At 44.6% G+C, this 21,058-nt stretch carries 20 protein-coding genes; 11 read left to right on the forward strand and 9 right to left on the reverse strand.

The window, feature by feature from the left end; genetic code table 11:
* The first annotated feature begins 146 nt into the window (after positions 1–146).
* On the forward strand, positions 147–2,378 hold the full coding sequence (locus ACXAGP_RS16190) for an ATP-binding protein (protein WP_475262606.1): 2,232 nt from the start codon (positions 147–149) through the stop codon (positions 2,376–2,378).
* Between the two features lie 196 nt (positions 2,379–2,574).
* Positions 2,575–3,378 carry a substrate-binding periplasmic protein gene (locus ACXAGP_RS16195; protein ID WP_475262607.1) on the forward strand — a complete coding sequence of 268 codons (804 nt, stop codon included), beginning with the start codon at positions 2,575–2,577 and terminating at the stop codon, positions 3,376–3,378.
* Between the two features lie 18 nt (positions 3,379–3,396).
* On the opposite strand, the gene ACXAGP_RS16200 is transcribed toward ACXAGP_RS16195, so the two are convergent.
* Positions 3,397–5,520, reverse strand: coding sequence for an ATP-binding protein (locus ACXAGP_RS16200; protein ID WP_475262608.1), 2,124 nt, complete (start codon positions 5,518–5,520; stop codon positions 3,397–3,399).
* A 127-nt stretch (positions 5,521–5,647) separates the two neighbouring features.
* Here ACXAGP_RS16200 and ruvX point away from each other — a divergent pair, with 127 nt between their 5' ends.
* Positions 5,648–6,070: a Holliday junction resolvase RuvX gene (gene ruvX, locus ACXAGP_RS16205; RefSeq protein WP_475262609.1), complete on the forward strand. Its 423-nt coding sequence runs from the start codon at positions 5,648–5,650 to the stop codon at positions 6,068–6,070.
* Between the two features lie 47 nt (positions 6,071–6,117).
* Here the strand turns inward: ruvX and ACXAGP_RS16210 are convergent, their stop codons facing one another.
* Positions 6,118–6,708, reverse strand: coding sequence for a TetR/AcrR family transcriptional regulator (locus ACXAGP_RS16210; RefSeq protein WP_475262610.1), 591 nt, complete (start codon positions 6,706–6,708; stop codon positions 6,118–6,120).
* A 128-nt stretch (positions 6,709–6,836) separates the two neighbouring features.
* Here ACXAGP_RS16210 and ACXAGP_RS16215 point away from each other — a divergent pair, with 128 nt between their 5' ends.
* On the forward strand, positions 6,837–7,463 hold the full coding sequence (locus ACXAGP_RS16215; RefSeq protein ID WP_475262611.1) for a glutathione S-transferase family protein: 627 nt from the start codon (positions 6,837–6,839) through the stop codon (positions 7,461–7,463).
* A gap of 65 nt (positions 7,464–7,528) precedes the next feature.
* Here the strand turns inward: ACXAGP_RS16215 and ACXAGP_RS16220 are convergent, their stop codons facing one another.
* The 3 genes from ACXAGP_RS16220 to ACXAGP_RS16230 are packed head-to-tail and all read right to left on the reverse strand — an operon-like array spanning position 7,529 to position 10,048.
* Complete coding sequence (locus tag ACXAGP_RS16220) at positions 7,529–7,840, reverse strand: putative signal transducing protein (protein ID WP_475262612.1); 312 nt, start codon at positions 7,838–7,840, stop codon at positions 7,529–7,531.
* Between the two features lie 17 nt (positions 7,841–7,857).
* The gene (locus tag ACXAGP_RS16225; protein ID WP_475262613.1) at positions 7,858–8,976 is read right to left on the reverse strand and encodes a PilT/PilU family type 4a pilus ATPase; all 1,119 of its coding nucleotides are present in this window, start codon (positions 8,974–8,976) and stop codon (positions 7,858–7,860) included.
* 28 nt (positions 8,977–9,004) lie between these two features.
* A complete protein-coding gene (locus tag ACXAGP_RS16230; protein ID WP_338291790.1) occupies positions 9,005–10,048 on the reverse strand; it encodes a type IV pilus twitching motility protein PilT in 1,044 nt (347 codons plus the stop codon).
* Positions 10,049–10,082: 34 nt separating this feature from the next.
* Here ACXAGP_RS16230 and ACXAGP_RS16235 point away from each other — a divergent pair, with 34 nt between their 5' ends.
* The 5 genes from ACXAGP_RS16235 to ACXAGP_RS16255 all read left to right on the forward strand — a co-directional run bounded on the left by ACXAGP_RS16235 (position 10,083) and on the right by ACXAGP_RS16255 (position 13,322).
* The gene (locus ACXAGP_RS16235) at positions 10,083–10,784 is read left to right on the forward strand and encodes a YggS family pyridoxal phosphate-dependent enzyme (RefSeq protein WP_475262614.1); all 702 of its coding nucleotides are present in this window, start codon (positions 10,083–10,085) and stop codon (positions 10,782–10,784) included.
* Between the two features lie 20 nt (positions 10,785–10,804).
* Positions 10,805–11,626 (forward strand): pyrroline-5-carboxylate reductase, encoded by an 822-nt coding sequence (proC, locus tag ACXAGP_RS16240; RefSeq protein ID WP_475262615.1) that lies wholly within the window; start codon positions 10,805–10,807, stop codon positions 11,624–11,626.
* An 8-nt stretch (positions 11,627–11,634) separates the two neighbouring features.
* Positions 11,635–12,177, forward strand: a complete 543-nt coding sequence (locus tag ACXAGP_RS16245) for a YggT family protein (protein ID WP_475262616.1) — start codon at positions 11,635–11,637, stop codon at positions 12,175–12,177.
* A 13-nt stretch (positions 12,178–12,190) separates the two neighbouring features.
* A complete protein-coding gene (locus ACXAGP_RS16250; RefSeq protein WP_475262617.1) occupies positions 12,191–12,619 on the forward strand; it encodes a DUF4426 domain-containing protein in 429 nt (142 codons plus the stop codon).
* Positions 12,620–12,758: 139 nt separating this feature from the next.
* Positions 12,759–13,322, forward strand: a complete 564-nt coding sequence (locus ACXAGP_RS16255) for a flavodoxin family protein (protein WP_475262618.1) — start codon at positions 12,759–12,761, stop codon at positions 13,320–13,322.
* Positions 13,323–13,618: 296 nt separating this feature from the next.
* On the opposite strand, the gene ACXAGP_RS16260 is transcribed toward ACXAGP_RS16255, so the two are convergent.
* A complete protein-coding gene (locus ACXAGP_RS16260; RefSeq protein WP_475262619.1) occupies positions 13,619–14,323 on the reverse strand; it encodes a transporter substrate-binding domain-containing protein in 705 nt (234 codons plus the stop codon).
* 508 nt (positions 14,324–14,831) lie between these two features.
* On the opposite strand from ACXAGP_RS16260, the gene ACXAGP_RS16265 reads away from it, so the two are divergent.
* Complete coding sequence (locus ACXAGP_RS16265; protein WP_475262620.1) at positions 14,832–15,080, forward strand: hypothetical protein; 249 nt, start codon at positions 14,832–14,834, stop codon at positions 15,078–15,080.
* A 62-nt stretch (positions 15,081–15,142) separates the two neighbouring features.
* Positions 15,143–18,052, forward strand: coding sequence for a M16 family metallopeptidase (locus ACXAGP_RS16270; protein ID WP_475262621.1), 2,910 nt, complete (start codon positions 15,143–15,145; stop codon positions 18,050–18,052).
* Positions 18,053–18,181: 129 nt separating this feature from the next.
* On the opposite strand, the gene ACXAGP_RS16275 is transcribed toward ACXAGP_RS16270, so the two are convergent.
* The 3 genes from ACXAGP_RS16275 to ACXAGP_RS16285 all read right to left on the reverse strand — a co-directional run bounded on the left by ACXAGP_RS16275 (position 18,182) and on the right by ACXAGP_RS16285 (position 20,913).
* Entirely contained in the window at positions 18,182–19,027 is an 846-nt protein-coding gene (locus ACXAGP_RS16275; protein ID WP_475262622.1) for a TolB-like translocation protein, read from the reverse strand.
* A 534-nt stretch (positions 19,028–19,561) separates the two neighbouring features.
* Complete coding sequence (yaaA, locus tag ACXAGP_RS16280; protein WP_475262623.1) at positions 19,562–20,338, reverse strand: peroxide stress protein YaaA; 777 nt, start codon at positions 20,336–20,338, stop codon at positions 19,562–19,564.
* A gap of 53 nt (positions 20,339–20,391) precedes the next feature.
* Positions 20,392–20,913 carry an O-acetyl-ADP-ribose deacetylase gene (locus ACXAGP_RS16285; protein WP_475262624.1) on the reverse strand — a complete coding sequence of 174 codons (522 nt, stop codon included), beginning with the start codon at positions 20,911–20,913 and terminating at the stop codon, positions 20,392–20,394.
* Positions 20,914–21,058: the final 145 nt, after the last annotated feature.

The following is a 21,058-nucleotide window of genomic DNA, read 5'->3' on the forward strand; positions in this document are numbered from 1 at the left end:
ACAGTTAAATTCATAATCCATCACTTGTATGACATTCGCTGTCGGTTAAACTGTGGATAAAATTCACTCTTATTTCATCAGCATGCAGGAGACACCTGCATAGAGGACTAGTTTGCTTAAAATTGCGGCCAACAAAGATTACTGACATGTACGTGTATAGAAACACATCACCCTTTCAAATTTTGATTAAGGCACTGCTGCTGTGTGCCTTGCTCTTTTTCAATCCTTTCGCATCAGCGCAATTACCTGAATCAGAAACATTACAGCAAGCCCGAAAACTACAACAAAACTCTCAATACGAGGATTTAATTTCTTACCTGGTAGATGCGATAGAAAATGGCGAATTGCGTGAACGTGAGCGCCTGATTGGCATCGACATGCTTGTACGCGCCTATCTTTATCGAGGCGACATACAGCAAGCAAAGGAAAGAAATAACCAATTAAAATTGGAAGCCTTTCACACTGAAGATGAACTCTACACCGGGCGAGCCTTGTTGAACGATGGCGAAATTGTGCAAACCCAAGGCAAACACCTGGACGCCATCAGCTTTTTTAAGCAGGCCTTAACTCATTATAAGAAAGCAGGAAACAATAAATTTGTGGCCAATGCGCTGCTGGAGATCAGCTCATCATTTGGCCATATAAATCAAAACATTGAAGCATTGAGTTTTGCCGAGCAATCGCTTGCTTTGGGCGAAGAAATAGAAGATTTAACCACCATCGCTAATGCCTACAACAGTATTGGTATGTTACATGACAACATGGGGAATCTGTCACAGGCACTTGAAGCTCACATGAAAACCATTGAACTGGACAGACAGCGAGGCGATGTCGATGAGCTGGCGACTTCGTATTTTAACGTCGCGAGTATTTACAAAAAAATGGAAGACTATAAGCAAGCCAGGTTTTTTACCCTGGAAGCGCTAAGTCTGGATCTCCCCGGCAATAATCCAGATTTTTTAGGCCATGACTACAATATGCTCGCCGAACTAGATCTCGCCGACAACAATCCAGTATCTGCTCTGAAGAATGCCAAGCAAGCGGAGCATTATTTCAATATCACCAACGCCGAAGGTCATCTTGGTCTTGTCTACAACAACCTGGCAAGAATCCATTTAAACCTCAAGGATATTGAACAGGCCAGTATCAACATCGAAAAAGCGCAAAACCTCAATGAAAAGGTAGGGCAAAGTAAACACCTTATTCAGACTCTGTTGATTAAAGCAGAAATTCTGATGGCTCAAGCCCAATATAAAAATGCACTGGCGGTACTAGACTCAGTAAAAGAAGAAACGTTAGCAAAGCAAAATTTTGAGCAGATTCGAACCCTGTATAATTTGCAAAGTCTGGCATTAGAACAAGCCGGTCTAACCAAAGACGCCTTGCAGTCTTACAAAGACTTTTATCGCTTGAAAGATGAATACGAACGCCAGAATCACACCAGCATCATGGCGCAATTGCAAAACCAGATGGATTATTTACAAAAAGAACATCAAATAGAATTGCTGGAATCAAAATCGGCAGTGAAAGAACTGCAACTAGACCGAGCCAAACTAGAGAAAAAACAGTGGATAGCAGGTTTGGTACTACTTGTTCTGCTATTGGCTGTGGTGGGTTACAGAGAGCGCACCAAGCGCAAACTTGCCGCTCTGGAAAAGCGACTGCTGGCAAAATCAGTGGAACAAAAGAATGCCATGTTAGCAGAAGTAGCCCATGAGTTGCGCAGCCCTCTTACGGCGCTGAAATTACAAATAGAGTCATTGCAATACAATCTTGAGGATGACCCCAAAACAGCCTATCTGAGGCTAAATAATAAAATTGATGAATTAAATAAACTGATCGAGGATCTTTATGACCTGGCTCGTGCGGATAATGGCTTGCTTAAGTTAAACTTTGAGACGCTGGATTTTCAGGATTTATTTGAGGAGATCACAGATGGTTATCGCGAAGTGGTAGAGCACAAAGGACTCAAACTACAAACTCGTATCGATGTTAGCGCCGGAGAGCTGGTTAGTGTCGATGCATTAAGAATAAAACAAGTTATCGCCAATTTATTACGCAACAGTATTCACTACACAAGTGCCCCCGGCACCATTTTATGTACCGCCAGACGCATTGAGAGCAGCATTGAAATCCAGCTTGAGGATTCGGCGCCGGGCGTATCAGCAGCAGATATGCAAAGGTTGTTCGAGCGAATGTATCGAGCCGACGGCACCAAAGAGCACGACAACCAAGGTTCAGGACTTGGCTTGTCTATTTGTAAAAGCCTGATAGAGGCTCACAATGGCAGTATTGTTGCCAGCGAGAGCAGATTAGGCGGATTAAAAATCACTATCCACTTACCCGCCTTACAGCAAGAGTTTCAAAAAGCCGCTTAACCTTACGTTTTTCTCTGCCCCTGCCACCATGTTCAAGTCTTTAAAGTAAAAATTACTAAAACCTAAATTGTCCTGCTAACATATTAATATTGCATCTCATTTTGCACAATCTAAGCACGGGCTCAAAGACACTAAGAGTGTCACTTGAAGCTTTTCAAAACATGGAAAGGGAATCTCGGAGTAAAAGCCTAAAACAATGGAAATCACATCCAAATCTCGCAATTCCTTGTTTTTGGCGATTGTTGTAATCACCTTTTCACTGCTATCTCCACCTTCAATAGCGGCAACTGACAGTAAAGATGTGATGTTCATTGGTGTTCACGAACGCATTAACTACAGAGAAAAATCAGCCAATGGACTGTGGAGTGGTATAGATATCATGTTATTGGACGCCATTTTCGCACACACCCCTTATCGCTATGAGTTAGTTGAGTTACCTTGGCAAAGGACGCTGAGTTCACTGCAACAAGGCAAGGTGGATATGGCACTAAGTGCAGCTCTGTTGCCTGAAAGAGAACAGTATGCCTGGTTTTCAAGTGAAATTTTCAGAGAAGGACACAATGTCTTATTCTCCAGTAAGGCAAAGTTATCATTATTTGAACGTATGGATTCGTTATCTGACATCATTGACTCAGACATCCGACTGGGGGTAGTCAGAGGGGTATCCTACTCAGATGAATATGATGCACTGAAAAGCGACCCCAGATTTACCCGCCATTTAATTTACCTTTCAGAGTCCACTCCCTTAGCAGACATGCTAATGCATGATCGGATTGATGCTTTTCTGGATTCGGAATACGGAGGCCTGAAAATGATTTCAGAGAATCCAGATTATCAAGCTCAAATTATCGCAGTGCGGCGGGTAACCAGCCCACAAGAAGCACAAACCTATTTGATGTTCTCTAAAAAAACCGTGTCACCAAAAGTGACGGCCATATTTGACAAGGCGATGAAATCTCTCAAGGCTGATGGCTCATATCAAGCTATCTTAAATCACTAAATACGGTAATAAAAAACCTCAGGGAGCACTGAGTACTTCGTGTATCTTACTGAGCAGTTGCTCTTTCTGAAAGGGTTTACCCAAGTGCCCGGAAAAGCCGATTTCGCGATAAAACTTTACTTCATGGGACAACACATTAGCGGTCAGGGCAACCACAGGCAGGTTGTGAAAGCAGGCATTCTGGCGCAATTTGATTAAGGCTTCGGTACCGTCCATGTTGGGCATTTGAATATCCATTAATACCACATCAAACTGACTTTTTTGCAAAGCTTGTAACGCCTGGATACCATCTCCGGCGACCGTCACCTCTGCCCCTGCCTGACCGAGCATTTCACAGGCAATTAATTGATTAATCTCATTGTCTTCGGCAAGTAATATTCTGGTGCCTACAAGATCCGTGTGTTTAGTCTCTTTTTTGGAATGAGTAACATGTTGCGCCAGGTCGTAGTTTATCTGGCAAATAAAGCGAGTCCCCAGCCCTTTTTCGCTTTTGACTTCAATACTTCCCCCTTGCATCTCCAGCAGTTGTTTGACAATAGACAAGCCCAAGCCGGTACCGCCAAATCGTCTGCTGGTAGAACTTTCTGCTTGGGTAAAAGACTGAAACAGGCTTTCCTGATCTTCTTTTGCAACACCGATTCCCGTGTCAGCGACGACAAACTGCAACTTGAGTTTATCTTGATGCTTAAGCGCCCCGGCCGTGACAGTAACGCCACCTTGTTCAGTGAATTTAATGGCATTGGATGTTAAATTGACCAGTACTTGTAACAGCTTAGTCGGGTCGCCCGCCACTTTTTCTCCAACCAGGCCTTTTTCCTCAATCCTAAACTCAAGGTTCTTGGCCAAAGCCAGATGACGTAACTGGGTATCCAATTGTTGCAATACATCAGATATACAAAACGGAATGCACTCCAGATCCATTTTACCGGCTTCGATTTTGGAGATATCCAAAATTTGATTGATGATTTGCAATAAGGTTTTAGCGGACAAATTCGCTTTAGTAATGTACTCCCTTTGCCGCTCATCCAAAGCGGTATCCAGAGTGAGTTCCAATAATCCCATCACTCCATTAATGGGCGTTCTGATCTCGTGAGACATAGTAGCCAAAAACTCAGATTTAGCCTGGCTGGCCTGTTGCGTTGCAATAACCGCTTCCTGCAACGCCTTTTCCATCTTTTTAGCCTCGGTCACATCCTCATACGCCCCAAGTACACCAATGATGCGATTTTGTTTATCAATCAGTGGTACCTTGTTGGTAAGGGTGTATAAGTCTTCTCCTTCGGGAGATTGCGACTGAGTGATGATGCCTAAAACTGATTCACCAGAGTTCAACACCTCTGCATCCTGCTCGGCATAACTCTGCGCCGTAGCCTCGCTTTTGAAGTCCAGGTCTTTTTTGTTGAGCAACTCGTTAAGATGCTTAACCCCCATATCCTGAATAAAGCGTTTATTCGCTCCCCAATAGGAAAGATCGGGCTTTTTCCAAAACACGCCATAGGGTAAGGAGTTCAGCACCGTTTGCAGCAGCAATTCTGAGTGTTCCAACTCCTGATGCTTCTCTTCCACAGCATGTTGTAATACTGTCGACATGGTTTTTAAATAAGTGAAAAATTTATCAATCACATACAAACAAATTCCGCTCAGGACAATATATGCCGTTAAATTGTTCAGCCAGGCGGGTATTGAAAGCGCGTAATCAGCAATGGCAATTTCAAAAGTGAGCTTGTTCTGGGCAATAGCCAGCATATAAATGACTTGCACAACAGCCCCGGCAATCAGTACCGCCAGTGCGATTTTGCTGGTAAGTACTAAAGCACTCATTACACCTGCCACCAACAGAATAATAGTGCCCGCCCCCACCAGACCAAAGTTGAATAAACCGGCAACGCCTGCCAGGAACAAAGTGGAAATCATCACGATAGCTTTGAGTTTACCGCTGATACGTCTGCGCAATAAGTAGACACAAAGAAAGATGAAACTAATGAAGATGTGGACTGCCATGACGGGCTGAAACCCAATCACTGACATACGATAAAAAGATCCCAACAGCGCAATAGTTAACATGGCCAACATGGCTACCACCAGCCTGTCTATTAAGCTATCTCTGATGGCTACAAAATCTTCGCTTTCCCGGATCTGCATACAGTGGTCATAAGTTGGTCATGTTTCAAAAGATAGCACGACTTTAACAATTGTGTTCTCTTACGCACGCGGGAAAGTTACAATTTAGAACCAAAGTATTAAACCGCTAGCGGATCTCACTCACACTATGACAACTCTTCTCAGTTTTGATTTCGGCACAAAAAGCATTGGTGTCGCAGTAGCCCAAGCCGTAACTGGCACGGCAGCTCCGCTAGAGGCTCTAAAGGCCAACGACGGCATCCCTGACTGGCAGAAAATTGAATCTTTGTTCGAAGAGTGGCATCCCGATAGAGTGGTTGTGGGTTTGCCTCTTAACATGGACGGCACCTGGCAACAAGTGACTTATGGCGCACAAAAATTCGCCAACCGCTTATCCAACCGTTTCAGAATGAAAGTCGACACCTACGACGAGCGCCTAACTACAGCAGCGGCGAAGGAAAAACTATTTGAGCTGGGCGGTTATAAAAAACTACAAAAAGGCAAAATTGATAGTGTCTCAGCGTGTCTCATTGCTGAGAGCTGGATGGAAAATGTGTTTTATCAGGAATGAGCTCTGGATTGCCGCCGTCACGAGCAACATGCCTCCACAGTTCCATCTCACTGAACGTTGGCAATACGCAAGGCAAAGTTTCTTGAAGCGTTTGTGACTTTCCCCGCCAACTCTTTATTTTCCAGAGTTCGAGCCAGTACCATTCCACCAACACACAATGCGGATAAGGCCAGGGCCGTTTCTTCTGATTCTTGTGACTCACAATCAAGGTTATTTTTGAATAATCCGGCCATGGCTTCCAATAACGTTTCGTAGGATTTTTTCGCATCCGCAGAAGCTCTGGCTACGTCTGACGGTAAGGCAATCATGGGGCATTGTCGATCAATATCAGTTAAGTGTTCACTTGATAAGTAAGCAGAAACCATGGCCTTCACTGCTGCCCGTCCACCGCTACTGATGTGCACTCCCGCATTATCCCGCCATTCTTTCCCCACCCCAAACAAGAAGCTGGAAATGGCCTCGGAGTAAAGTTCCTCCTTACTACTAAAATGATTGTAAAAGCCACCACGCGTTAGCCCCGCCTCGGCCATGATGTCATCAATAGAAACTTTAACAAAGCCATGACGGTTAAACATGACTCTGGCACATTCCACGATTTTGGCACGGGTTTTTAATTTATGTTCAGGGCTATAGGGCATAGCTTACCCTCCTATAGTTTGATTTATTAGCTTATCGCAGAATTAAAATATGTTCTTGAACATATATAGATATGGCTTAACTTGCAATCTCCACAGCAAATTCAATGAGTAAAGCAAGGAGATTAGATATGAAACTACACAACGGTACATCCCCCAATGGCATGCGTGTCACCATGTTTATGCATGAAAAAGGCATAGAATTACCCCTGAATGACATTAGCATCATGCATGGAGACACGAAAAAACCGGAATTTCTGGCACGTAACTCTCTAGGCCAGGTACCGGTACTTGAACTTGATGATGGTCGCTATTTAACGGAAAGCATCGCTATATGCCGTTATTTGGAATCCAAATATCCAGGTCCGGCTTTGTTTGGAGAGTCCGCCGAAGAGCAAGCCTTCATAGAAATGTGGAACCGTCGTATGGAGCTCTGGCTCATGACGACCTTTGGCAGTATTGGCGAACACGAAATTCCTTATTTTCAATATCGTGTAGAACAAAATCCTACCTATGCTACTGCGCAACGAAAAGAAGCGATAAAGCGACTTACATGGTTAGATAACGAGTTATCTGACGGTAGAGACTTCATTGTGGATAATCAGTTTTCGGTTGCCGATATTACCGGCGCAGCATCATTAATGATCGCTCAATTTGTAAAACTGGCTATCCCTGATGATCTTGAAAACGTACAACGCTGGGCTAAGACAGTAATAAGTCGCAATAGCTTCCAGGCTAGCCTGCCAAAGAGGCAATAAATAACAGGCAACATACATTCATATATTTACAAAGCGCCGACCGGCGCTTTGTAGGGTAAGAATAATTAAGGATTAAACTCTGTACCGCATTGCCAGCAGATTTCAAAGCTGGCTTCGTTATGCTCCTGACATTGCCGACACACCCAAGGGCTACCTTCTTTTTCCGCGGCTTCAAATTCGACAATGAGCTGAGTGGCGCGATTAAACCATTCATTGTCTGTGAGCCAGACTTCCGGCCAGGCGTCAAAAGGTGAAATTTCGCCGATACCGCCGATGGCGTATTCGTTTTTAATAAAACAAGGGATGCCATAGCCATCCAACAGGTCTTTTACCTGTTGGATGCGCAAACGGTTTTCACTGCAAAACACTTTTATCATTGTCTTGAATACATCTCCTAGTCCATATCAATAGTGACGTCACTCAAAGAGCCCAAGGTATTACCCGCATCGCTATCCAGTTTGATCATCAGGCGCAGATCATTGGGCGAATCCGCATGGTGCAGCGCCTGATCCATGGTGATCTTCTCCGCTTTGAGTAAATCATACAGCGCCATATCAAAGCTTTGCATACCCATTTCTTTGCCTTTTTGCATGGCTTCTTTCAAGCCTGAGATTTCGCTACGCTGGATCATATCCGTTACCAGAGGCGAATTGAGCAGAATTTCAATGGCAGCTACGCGCCCTTTACCATCCACCGTCGGCACCAACTGTTGCGCCACAATCGCTCGCATATTCAAACTCAAATCGTAACGCAATTTGGCATGCTGCTCAGGCGGAGCCAGGTGCATAATACGCTCAATGGCCTGGTTGGCGTTGTTAGCGTGTAAGGTAGCGACGCACAAATGCCCGGTATCGGCAAAAGACATCGCATATTCCATGATTTCCATAGACCGGATCTCACCGATTAAAATCACATCTGGAGCTTGACGCAGGGAGCTTTTCAAAGCCTCGTCAAAAGACAGGGTGTCAATCCCCACTTCCCGCTGGGTGACAACACAGTTTCGATGTTCATGCACAAACTCGATAGGATCTTCAATGGTAAGGATATGTCCATAGGAGTTTTGATTGCGATGACCAATCAGCGCCGCCAGCGAGGTAGATTTACCCGTACCGGTGCCACCCACAAACAGAATCAAGCCACGCTTAGCCATAATGATGTCTTTGAGCACTGACGGCAGTCCCAAGTCTTCGGCTTTGGGAATTTCAGTTACGATACGACGCACCACCATACCGGCCTGGTCTCGCTGCCAAAAAGCACTACAACGAAAACGTCCTATGCCTTCTCGCACAATAGCAAAGTTACATTCACGGGATTCCGCAAACTCTTTGCGCTGCTTTTCGTTCATGGCCTGATGCACCAGACTTAAGGCACCATCATCATCTTGTGCGCCTTTTTGCAGTGGGGTCATCTTGCCATTGATTTTGGAGCTTACCGGAAAGCCAGCAGTAACAAATAAATCGGAACCGCCCTTTTCCACCATAAATTTTAAAAACGCGTCTAACTCTATCGCCATAATTTATTCTCTATCTTGTTGGCGCGGCTTAACCGCCAAACCCACCTTGTTTATTGGTACTCTTAGCCTGAGCATCTTGAGGTGTGATCACCCCTTGTGCCACCAGTTTTTGCAAGCACTGATCCATTGTTTGCATGCCGTGCTGCATGCCGGTCTGAATCACCGAGTACATCTGCGCCACCTTGTCTTCACGGATCAGGTTCTTAATGGCCGGAATTCCCACCATAATTTCATGAGCCGCAACACGCCCTCCGCCAATTTTTTTCAATAAGGTCTGGGAGATTACCGCGCGAATCGACTCCGATAACATGGAGCGGATCATGGCCTTTTCTTCGGCCGGGAACACGTCGATGATACGGTCGATAGTTTTCGGCGCAGAATTGGTGTGCAACGTACCAAATACCAAATGGCCTGTTTCTGCGGCACTGATGGCGAGGCGTATCGTTTCCAAATCCCGCAACTCACCCACCAGGATAATATCCGGGTCTTCACGCAATGCTGAGCGCAAGGCATTATTGAAGCTGTGAGTATCACGGTGTACTTCCCGTTGGCTGATTAAGCACAACTTATTCTGGTGCACAAATTCGATGGGATCTTCAATAGTAAGAATATGCTCTCGTTTGGAGCTATTGATGTAATCGATCATGGCCGCCAGCGTGGTACTTTTACCGGAACCTGTAGCCCCGGTTACCAATACAATTCCCGTTGGGTGTTGAATAATTTCGCGAAAGATATCTGGTGCTCCAAGTTGATCCAGCGTCAACACTTCGCTAGGAATAGTACGAAGCACCGCAGCTGCCCCGCGATTTTGTACAAAAGCATTAACACGAAAACGCGCTAAGTCTTTTACTTCAAAGGAAAAATCCGTTTCCAGGTTTTCTTCGTATTCTTTGCGTTGCTTGTCGTTCATGATCTCATAAACGAGGGCTTTCACTTGTTTGTCATTGAGGGGATCTATGTTGAGTTTACGCATTTCACCGTCGACGCGAATAATCGGCGGCAATCCGGCAGACAGGTGTAAATCAGATGCTTTATTCTTAACACTGAAGGCTAAAAGTTCGGTAATATCCACGATTGGGACTCCGTAGTTTATTTTTTGAAGATCTATGAATACAAAAATAGCAGATAGACTGCAAAGCGCACTGGAAACTATCAATAAGGTCGCTCAATCGGTTAATAGACAGCCAAATGAGATACGATTGCTTGCGGTCAGTAAAACCAAACCCGCCTCTATGGTGCATGAAGCCTGGCAAGCAGGGCAACGGGCTTTTGGCGAAAACTATGTGCAAGAAGGCCTGCAAAAAATACAGGATTGCCAATCTCTTACTGATATTGAATGGCATCTGATTGGTCCGTTGCAATCCAATAAATGTAAACCGGTAGCGGAGCATTTTGATTGGGTGCAAAGTGTTGATCGGCGTAAAATCGCCCAACGCCTGAACGATAATCGCCCTCAGTCCCTCACGGCCCTTAACGTTTGTTTGCAAGTCAACATCAGTGGCGAAAGCAGTAAATCTGGTCTCAACACAGAAGAGGTTAAGAGCCTTGCTGAAGAGATCCACAAATCCATGCCCCAGCTGTGCTTAAGGGGTTTAATGGCCATCCCTTCCAATACCGATGACGACGTGAAACTGGCGGAAGAATTCAAACAGATGCAGGGACTCTTTAGCCAACTGCAACAAAGCTATGATACAGTAGACACCCTTTCGATGGGTATGAGCGGCGATATGGCGCTGGCCATTGCAAACGGCAGTACCATGGTACGTATCGGTACCGCGATATTTGGTGCCCGCTCCCCAAAACAATAACCCGTTAACGGAGTTCTGATTTGCAACAAGCTAATATTGCCTTCATAGGCGCAGGAAACATGAGTCGCGCGATAATTTCTGGTTTGGTTTCTGGTAATTATCCCACTGATGCAATTATGGCGAGCAATCCTTCCACGCCCAAACTGGACGGATTAAAAGCAGAATTCGAGATTCTCACCACCCAAAATAACGTTGAAGCCATTAACTTTGCCGATGTGGTGGTTTTATCCGTAAAGCCGCAGTTAATGGCGGAAGTCTGTGCCGCTTTCAGTGAGCAGTGCGATTTAACTGGTAAGCTGTTTATCTCAGTTGCCGCAGGTATCAACGCGGGACGTCTTCAGGAAATGCTCGGCGGTCAGTATCCACTGATTCGCACCATGCCAAATACCCCTTGCGCGCTGGGTAAAGGCGTTGTTGGGCTCTATGCCTCCCCGGAAGTGAGTGAAGAACAAACAGCTTTCGCTCAAGCACTGATGGCCAACACCGGAGAAGTGATCACCGTAGCAGAAGAATCCATGATCGATGGCGTAATTGCCGCCGCTGGCAGCAGCCCTGCTTATTTCTTCTTATTTCTGGAAGGAATGCAGAAAAAAGCCATTGAATTGGGTTTCAGCAACGAGCAGTCTCGCATTATGGTGCAACAAGCCATGCTGGGAGCTGCAGAAATGGTTTGTCACAACCCGCAACTTGAATTATCTGAGCTGAGAGCCCAAGTAACCTCTAAGGGGGGCACCACAGCCAAAGCGGTAGAGCATTTGCAACAAGGCAATCTCGAAGGACTGGTAGGTGATGCAATGCAAGCTGCAATTAACCGCGCCAGGGAAATGTCTGAATTGTTTTAGGAACCAATATGAACGCAACCTATTTTTTAATTAGTACCCTGTTTGATCTGTACCTGATGGTGGTCTTGCTACGCTTATGGCTGCAGCTGGTTAGAGCAGACTTTTACAATCCATTTAGTCAGTTTGTGGTTAAGGCTACTCACCCCATAGTAGCGCCACTGCGTCGGGTTTTGCCATCCATTGGCTCGCTGGATACGGCCACCTTGGTGCTGGCTCTGGCAATTGGTATGCTCAAAGTAACGGTGCTGGCAATGATGTTTGGCAACGGTCAGATAAATCCAATCGCTGTAGCGGTATCTGGAACTATGGTGGTGTTCAAGGAAATCTTTTCGCTGCTGTTTTGGGTACTCATTATTCGCGCATTACTTAGCTGGTTTAGCCAAGGCTACAATCCCATTGAAATGGTATTGCACCAGCTAACAGAGCCGCTGCTGGCGCCTATTAGAAAAATCCTACCTCCAATGGGTGGTTTGGACTTATCAGTGCTCGTGGCGTTGTTAGGGCTGCAGTTTTTACAGCTGTTACTGCAAGACTTGATGCCCTACTTCTAGCCGGGAAATGATGATGAGACAAAGAATATTCACCACTTTTATAGCGCTGTTAACGCTGTTACTGGCACCTGCTAAAGCGGAACAGTATGAAACCCTGGGGGATTGGGATGTGCACTACATCGTCATCAATACCAGTTTCTTAACGCCTGAAATAGCCCGCGCCTATGGCTTGCAGCGCAGTCAATTTCAGGGGCTGGTGAATATTTCCGTGCTGGATAAAGACAGCCACAAAGCGCAATCTGTCTCGATGATGGGCGATGCCACTAACTTACTGGGAACCAAGAAAAAACTGACGTTCAGGGAAGTCAAAGACGGTGACGCCATCTATTATCTTGCTGTCCTGCCCTTCCGCGACCAGGAGCAGTATCGCTTTAACATCAGTATTAGCCATGGCAACCAACAACAAACCTTGAAGTTTAAGCACAAATTTTATAGTGAGTGATCTTTCTTAGGTTACACCCAACCAAGGGCTATTATAGAAAACAGACTTTAGCTATCCCCTTCTGAAATAAAACCGCTTGACCTCAAGTTAAGTAGAGGTTTTATCCTCCTCCCTGATAATTCATTGTTAGGGAAAAATCATGTCATCAAAAACTATCGCCATTGTCTTTCATTCGGTCACCGGAACCACTGAAGCCATCGCAAAGCAAATTGTCACGGGTATTAACTCTGTAGACGATGTCACTGGGTTACCATTTAAAATCAACGATGCCGAAATCGTTAATGGACGCTACCCATCACACAAGCTGGACGTCCTGGATGACGTCGACGGCATTGTCTTTGGTTCCCCCACATTTATGGGCTGCGTCTCCGCTCAATTTAAAGCACTGGCAGATGCCAGTAGCGAAAAATGGAGTGAAGGACGCTGGCGCAATAAACTCGCTGCCGGATTTACCATAGGCGTTAGCGCCAGTGGCGAGCAAACGATTACCATGCAATACCTGCAAACACTCGCTGCGCAGCATGGTATGCTCTGGGTTGGTATCGACAGCCATCCGTTAATATCTTCCGAACAACAAACCAAGATAAACCCTCTAGGCGCAAGTACGGGAGTTATTGCTACTGCAAAACAAGGCGAGGTTCACAGCGATTATCTTGCAACAGCGTTTTATCTGGGTAATAGATTGGCGAAGCTGGTCAGCTAGTCTCTTAACTCGGCCTATTTCGGGGCTCTTTACACCCCCTCTGATAACTTATGGGCTGGTATTTAGACCTTTAGGTCAGTATTGAATTTTTGCAAGATCTCAGCAGGAGATTTCTCTACAAAGCCACTTTATTCTGTGTTAAATCAATTTTGACCAATTACTTCAACACAACTTAGCAAGCCAAGAAGGCCTGTCACAATTTTTTTTAATACAAAAGCCGCCCGCGGTATGAATTAGGGTAGATGTCGTAAGTGTGCGAGGATTAGTTTATTCACTCTCTAAAATTGGCCTGAGCATCACAATTCAAGCTCATATTCTTCTCTTAAATCACTCACTAAAGTGGAATTGAATTTCATAAACTCATTGATCTGCTCAAGTGCTCCTGGATGATGTAATGTGCTAAAAAAGAAATAGTCATGATCAATCGGATAGTCAGTCCTCTCATGGATCTTCAAATTGACGGATCGAGCAATGTTTTTGGCTACAAAACTGTTAAGATATATACCATCAATTCTGCCGAGACTCAGCATTTCCAGCATAGCTTCCGTATCAGTGCTATAAACCATCTTTAAACGCTTTTTGATCTCTGGCATAACAGTAAAACCTAATGGTGCAGCCACAACCTCCAGTTTTTTTTGGGACTCAATAGAAAAAATAGAATCTGAGTAACTTACAATAGGCATCGAAAAGCTCTTCTTTTGATTAGAGCCTTCCCATTTGGGATTATCGGGAAATTGAAGATCAATGGTTCCATTCAAAAACTCTCTTTTCAGGCGTGCCACAGGAAAGGGAATAATCTGAAATCTAGCGCCAGTCTCTTTGCTTATCAACTGCAATAAATCCGGAAGGAAACCGTGAACTTGCTTCTTTTCAATACTAACAATTGGGGAGTAGTTTAGTTCCTCGACCCCCACTGTGATTACCTTTTCTTCTGCCGGCAAGGACGCAGAAATGCTCCACAAAAGCGGTATAAATATCCAGTGCTTTTTTTTAGTGCTCATCCTGTTTTCCTGTAGATTGTTCCTTACCATAAATGCCGCCAAGGTCAGAACAAACAATTGCGGATAAACCGACTGATTGCCTGAATCCTGGGCTCGTAGTTAGCCAGAAGTTGTACATTTGCACTCCGGGTGAATTTGAATGGGAATCACATCGCAGAAAAACCCGGTATTACTCGCTACCCTTGTACCTTGAAAAATCTTAGCTAAAGCTTTAGCCATTAGATTTGCAAACGTCAAATTCAGTTAAATCCTCCCGTTCCGGTGCGCTCTGAAATTCCCTTGAGTTCAGATTTTGACCGACAAACGAGTACCCAGCATGTCAACATTGAATTTAAAGATCCACGTTACTTCATTGTGATCCATAACAGACTTTTATTTTAGATTGGTTACAAGATATTGCTTTCCAATGATGAACTGTGCTGTATTAATTTGAAAAATCAATTGTTGGTAGATCAAGGATCTGTGGACTTCCATAGGAGTTAGCGCCAATGGTGAGAAAACGATTACCATGCAGTACCTGCAAACGCTCGCTGCGCAACATGGCATGCTCTGGGTTGGTATCGACAGCCATCCGTTAATTTCCTCTGAGCAACAAACCAAGATAAACCCTTTAGGCGCCAGCACCGGGCTTATTGCCACTGCAAAACAAGGGAAAGTTCACCAAGATAATCTGGATACCGGGTTTTATCTGGGCAAAAGGATAGCGTCACTCATTAATCTCTCATTAAGGGGGCTTCAAAGTCCATTCAGGCTGTAAGTTACAGGAGATAACTGCCATAATTCCAAGGGTTATAATTACTGCGAATAAACAGGGCAAATATGAAATCTATTATAAAAACGGTTGCAGCCGTTGCCGCGAGTATCAGTCTTGCAAGTTGCATGGTGGTGGTAGACACCAATAGCAAAACCAAAGACGACTACAGCAACAAGTCCAGCCTCAAAGAGCAAACAAACACATCGAGTGAAAAAAAAGTCTTTACTCAAGACTATGTATTGGAGGAACTCGACAACGGTCTAAGAGTGATGGTGGTAAAAACCGACTATCCAGACTTGGTATCACTGCAAATTCCAGTATCAGCAGGTTCTCGTGATGAAGTAGAAAAAGGCAAAACCGGATTTGCCCACTTTTTCGAACACATGATGTTTAAGGGCTCTAAGAAGTTTCCAGATAGCCAATACACCGAAGTATTCAAAAACGCCGGGGTTGATTACGGCGGCTATACCACAAACGATTACACCAACTACCACGCCGATTTTTCTAAACAGCATTTAGAAATGGTTTTAGAGATACTCGCCGACCACTTCCAGAATCTTCACTACACTGAGGCTCAATTCAGAACAGAGGCCCTCACGGTAAAAGGTGAGTATTTAAAAAACAACGCCAGCCCTATTCGTAAATTGTTATCTGCGGTGAGAAAAGAAGCCTTTGATGTGCATACTTATGAACACACTACAATGGGATTTTTTGAAGATATCGAAGCAATGCCAGATCAGATGGCATACGGCCAGGAGTTTTTTAACCGCTTCTACAAGCCAGAATACGTGTCATTGGTGATTGCCGGTGATGTTGACCCAACAGCCACCGTTGAATTAATTAAACAATATTGGGGCAACTGGGAGAGAGGTGATTTCAAATCAGTTGTACCACAAGAGCCAGAGCAAACTGCACCGCGTTACTTCCATGAAAAATATGATGGCCTGCCTGGTCATTGGCTATTGGTGTCTTACAAAGGCGCGCCCTGGATACCCAACAAGAAAGACCGAGCTGGCTTAGACCTAATGTCTGAGCTGTACTTTTCCGAGAACTCTGATTTGTATCAAGAGCTTGTAGTTGATAAACAAATTGCCAGTCAAATGCTTACTTACAACCCCAATACCAAAGATGTCGGTTTGCGCCACGTGTTTGTAAAAGTTCAGGAAGAAGCGGATTTGGTAACAGTACGTGATGCTATCAATCGCACCTATGCCAAAGCACGCACCGAATTGGTAGACGATGAAACACTAGCCAACCTCAAATCAAACTTGAAATACAGTTTTGTAAACAGTCTGGACTCATCAGAAGCTATTGCTTCAACGCTGACAAGCTACATGCACTTTAAACGTGAGCCCGAAGTGATCAATGAGCTTTATCAAAGTTTTGATAAAATTACCGCTCAGGATATTAAAGATCTAGCTAACCAGTACTATATCGACAATAACCGTACTACTGTAACATTATCCGCGTTGGATGCCATTGCTGGTTTTGAGCAAGAAGAGTCCTTAGAGCAACTGGTAGCGGAAGCCTCCATGGCTCCATCTGCACCTGAATTTACCATCTTAGATCGCACTAATTCTTCACCACTCATTGATATCAACATCTTGTTTTATACCGGTGCAGCAGCAGAGCCTGAAGGTAAAAAGGGTGTGGCGGCATTAACTGCCAACATGCTGACTCAAGGCGGCTCCAAATCGAAAACCTTCAAAGAAATTCAACAAAAGCTCTATCCACTGGCGGGCTCTTTTGACGCGCAATTGGATAAAGAAATGATGTCATTTACCGGACGTGTACACCAAGACAACGTTGCCCAATGGTATGCCTTGATCAGTGATCAAATCTTGAATCCGGGATGGCGAGAAGATGACTTTAAACGTCTGAAAAAAGAACAGCTTGATGCCATTAAATCCAGTTTGAAATCATCTAATGATGAAGAATTAGGTAAAGAAGTGCTTTATCACCAACTGTATCAAGGCCATGTTTACGAAAGCTACAACCTGGGCGACATTTCAGATATCGAAGCATTAACCATCGACGATCTGAAAGCGTTTTACGCCAGCCAGTTAACCCAAGCCAAACTGCAAATAGGTTTGACTGGAGCCATCCCGGCAGCCATTAAGGCCAAAATACAACAAGACTTCGCTCGTTTGCCAAAAGGTGATGAAGACAAGCTCAGCATTGTCCAAGCACCTGTACTCAAAGGAAAACACGCCACAATCGTTGAGAAAAATGCCCAATCAACGGCGGTATCCTTTGGTTTCCCCATTGATGTTAATCGCAGTAGTAAAGACTGGGCAGCATTGTGGTTGGCACGTTCATACCTTGGCGAGCACCGCAGTTCTAACAGCTACCTGTTTAAACGTATCCGCGCAGTGCGCGGTATGAACTATGGGGACTATGCCTACATTGAATACTACCCGCGTGGCATGTTCAGAACTAAGCCCAATGCCAACCTGGGTCGCTCATCACAGATCTTTCAGGTTTGGATAAGACCGCTTCGTTCCAATAACGATGCCCACTTTGCCACTCGCGTAGCTTTGTTTGAATTGGATAAGTTGATTGAAAACGGCATGACCCTGGAAGATTTTGAGGCCACTCGCAACTTCCTGCTCAACTTCGCACCGCAACTGGTATCTTCACAAGATATGCAGCTAGGCTATGCCCTGGATAGCGAGTTTTATGGTATCGATGATTTTGTCTCTCACGTAAAAAGTGCGCTGGAGAAATTAACTGTTGACGATGTGAATCGGGTTATCAAAAAACACCTGCAAACCGAAAATATTCACTATGTGTTTATTTCGGGTGATGCAGAGGACATGAAAAAACGCCTTGCAACCGAGATGACTTCGCCACTTGAATACAACAGCGAAAAACCAGAAGAACTATTGGCTGAAGATCGCATTATTCAGGATTACAAGCTATCTATCCCGGCGAGCAACATCAGCGTTGTGCCTGTGGATGAGGTATTCAAATAATCGCTTTAAATCCAGATTTCTGCCACCAGGTGTACTGCACCTGTGTGGCATACTATCTACCTTTTGATGATTATCCTCAGCATTTGCTCAAAATATCAGCCAGGTTTTCAGAGATAATAAAACTATTTATTAGGACCTGAGTTCGTTAATAAATTGCGCATCCATCCAATAAATGTCCCCCTTGTCACCACCGTAACCTCTGTGAAAGAAAAAGTATTTTCCATCCGGTGACACACTACCATAAGCTTCGTTATGCTCGGTATTAATCTTATCTCCTAAGTTTATAGCCTCTCCCCATGAATTATCTTTCTGGCGAAAACTGATATAAAGATCTGGACCGCCATACCCGCTTTCTCTTTGATCATCCCAAATTAAGTAGGACTCATCAGGCGCGATATAGGGGTGCGCATTCCAAGGGCCAAATTCAATATCCAAATCCCTCGGTTTTTCGCGTTTTCCATTTATTAACCTTGAATAGCGAATGGGCGTTTCTGATGCTTCGTCAAAAAAATAAGTTCCTTTGGACGAAACTGTTATGCGCATAATTGGCAAGCCTGACAAAGGTTCAGCGTGACTTTGTATTTCAGACCAACCAGAACTTGTGCGCTCTCTGAATTTTCTACCCAGATATAGCCTTTTATTGTCGATGGAAACAAAAGGCTCACCCGCCCAAGGAGGTAAAACGGATTCAGTCCAATGTCCATTAGTTTTGCGCACCACAACTAATGTGTTCCTCTCGTATTCACCGCCCCTTCTGCGAAAATAAAACTCTTTTAAATCAGGCGAAAACGCCGCTTCGGCTTCACGGTGCTCTGTTTTAATCAAGTCTGGTGCAAATAGCTCTGGCACCAGGCCCGGCGGCTTTTGTCCCAAATATAGGTCTTTGACAATACCCGACTCATTTCCGGCGTAACTTGTAAAACTAATAAACAAACAACCCAACAGCGTTGCTACTGAAGATAACTGCAATTTCACGATTTTGACTCCCTTATGAATTCATGACTTGTTTTAATGCACGAACAGTTATTCGACGGGATGAAGCTTAAAGACAGAGTGTTTAAATCACCTGATTTGCTGCTGATTTTTTGCTGATTTTTGCTGATTTTTGCTGTGTAGGTCGCAGCTTGAACGCCATGGATGGCGTGAATGTCTTTTTTGCAGGGAGCAAAAAAAGACCAGCTCGACAAAGATGTGAATTTAAGCACTGCTGTCCGAATTAATTCGAACCTACAAAAGAGTTATCGGTTCTGCATGAACGAAGTGAATATCGGTTTTTGTAGATCGCAGCTTTAGCTCGACAAAAATGTTGATTTCACCGCCGTTGTCCGACTGGCCGTTTAAATGTTCCCGACAAACTCGGCATTCACTGCATCCCTGCAGCTCGCCGATTAGTGTTCCCGACAAACTCGGCATTCACTGCATCCGTGCAGCTCAAGTTCGGACCTAAATAGAATCTGTAGGTTCGGTTTCAACCGGACAAGTTAGTCAGAAACGAGACAGAAAATCACCCTACCCCTGCTCTTCCCTCAAAAACACTAACTCATTACCTTTACTCTGTTCTTCGCTAAAGCGATAACCCGCTGAATCAAAGGCTTTGAGCTGGGCCACTTCAGACACCTGATTTTCCAGGATATAGCGAGCCATCAGGCCGCGGGCTTTTTTGGCAAAAAAGCTGATCACTTTATATTGGCCATTTTTGGCATCTTTAAATACTGGCGTATAAATCTGGGCTTGTAGTTTTTTCGGTTTGACCGATTTGAAATACTCATTTGAAGCCAGGTTAACCAGCACATTATCGCCCTGCTCTGCAAGGGCTTCATTGAGCTTATCTGTAATTTGTTCTCCCCAGAACTCATACAGGTTTTTACCTATATCGGTATCCAGTTTAGTGCCCATTTCAAGACGGTAAGGTTGCATTAAATCCAGCGGGCGCAACAGTCCATACAAACCAGACAATATGCGCAAATGCTGTTGACTGTATTGCAATGTTTCTTCACTCAAGCTCGGCGCATCTAACCCGGTATACACATCACCGTTAAAGGCCAACACCGCTTGCTTAGCGTTGTCTTGGGTGAATGGTGTGTGCCATGTAGCGTATCGTTCAGCATTCAGTAAAGCTAATTTATCGCTGATATGCATTAATGAGCTGATATCTTGCGGCGCCAATTTTTTACAGCGATTGATAAGTGCTTGGGCAGCTTCAAGTAAATCTGGCTGGGTATAGGCCGAAGTCGTGGCCGGGGTGTCGTAATCCAGATTTTTAGCAGGGGAAATAACAACTAACATAAAACAAGGGCGCTCCAGTCAAAAGCATTAATGTTGTGGCTTTTTACTGGATTTCAATGCAACTGGATCGATTGCATGGCGCGAATATAGGCTTCATAGATTTCGTCATTGAAAGCACAAAAGATCACCTTGCGAATGTCGGGATAATAGCTGGTTTGCTCCACCACACTGTTCATGGCAATTTCGCAGGCCTGACTAATGGGATAACCATATACACCGCAACTGATGGCTGGAAAGGCAATGCTGCGCAGTTCATATTCTGCTGCCAGTGACAATACACGTTGATAACACTGGGCCAACAGCTTTGCCTCTTGACGCTCACCGCCATGCCAGATGGGGCCAACCGTATGGATGATTTTTTTGCAGGGCAGCTTATAACCATCGGTAATTTTAGCCTCCCCGGTTAAACAGCCGCCGAGGTTTTTGCACTCTTTCAATAACTCTGGTCCTGCCGCTTGATGAATAGCACCATCGACTCCACCGCCCCCTAATAAACTGTTATTGGCGGCATTAACAATGACATCCACAGGCAAACGCGTGATGTCTTCCTGAATTACGGTTATTTTAGCTGTCATTTCAATCTAAACATCCCATTGATTACTGTGTTCAGTTATACGATACTTCTTGCCATTCTGCAGTGCCTTTTTTTGTCATCATTACACCACATTTCGCAAACACGAAATTTCATTCGGTAGTAACAATAAAAGGTTATACCCTGAA

The organism is Planctobacterium sp. AWM4_229 (genome assembly GCF_056160305.1).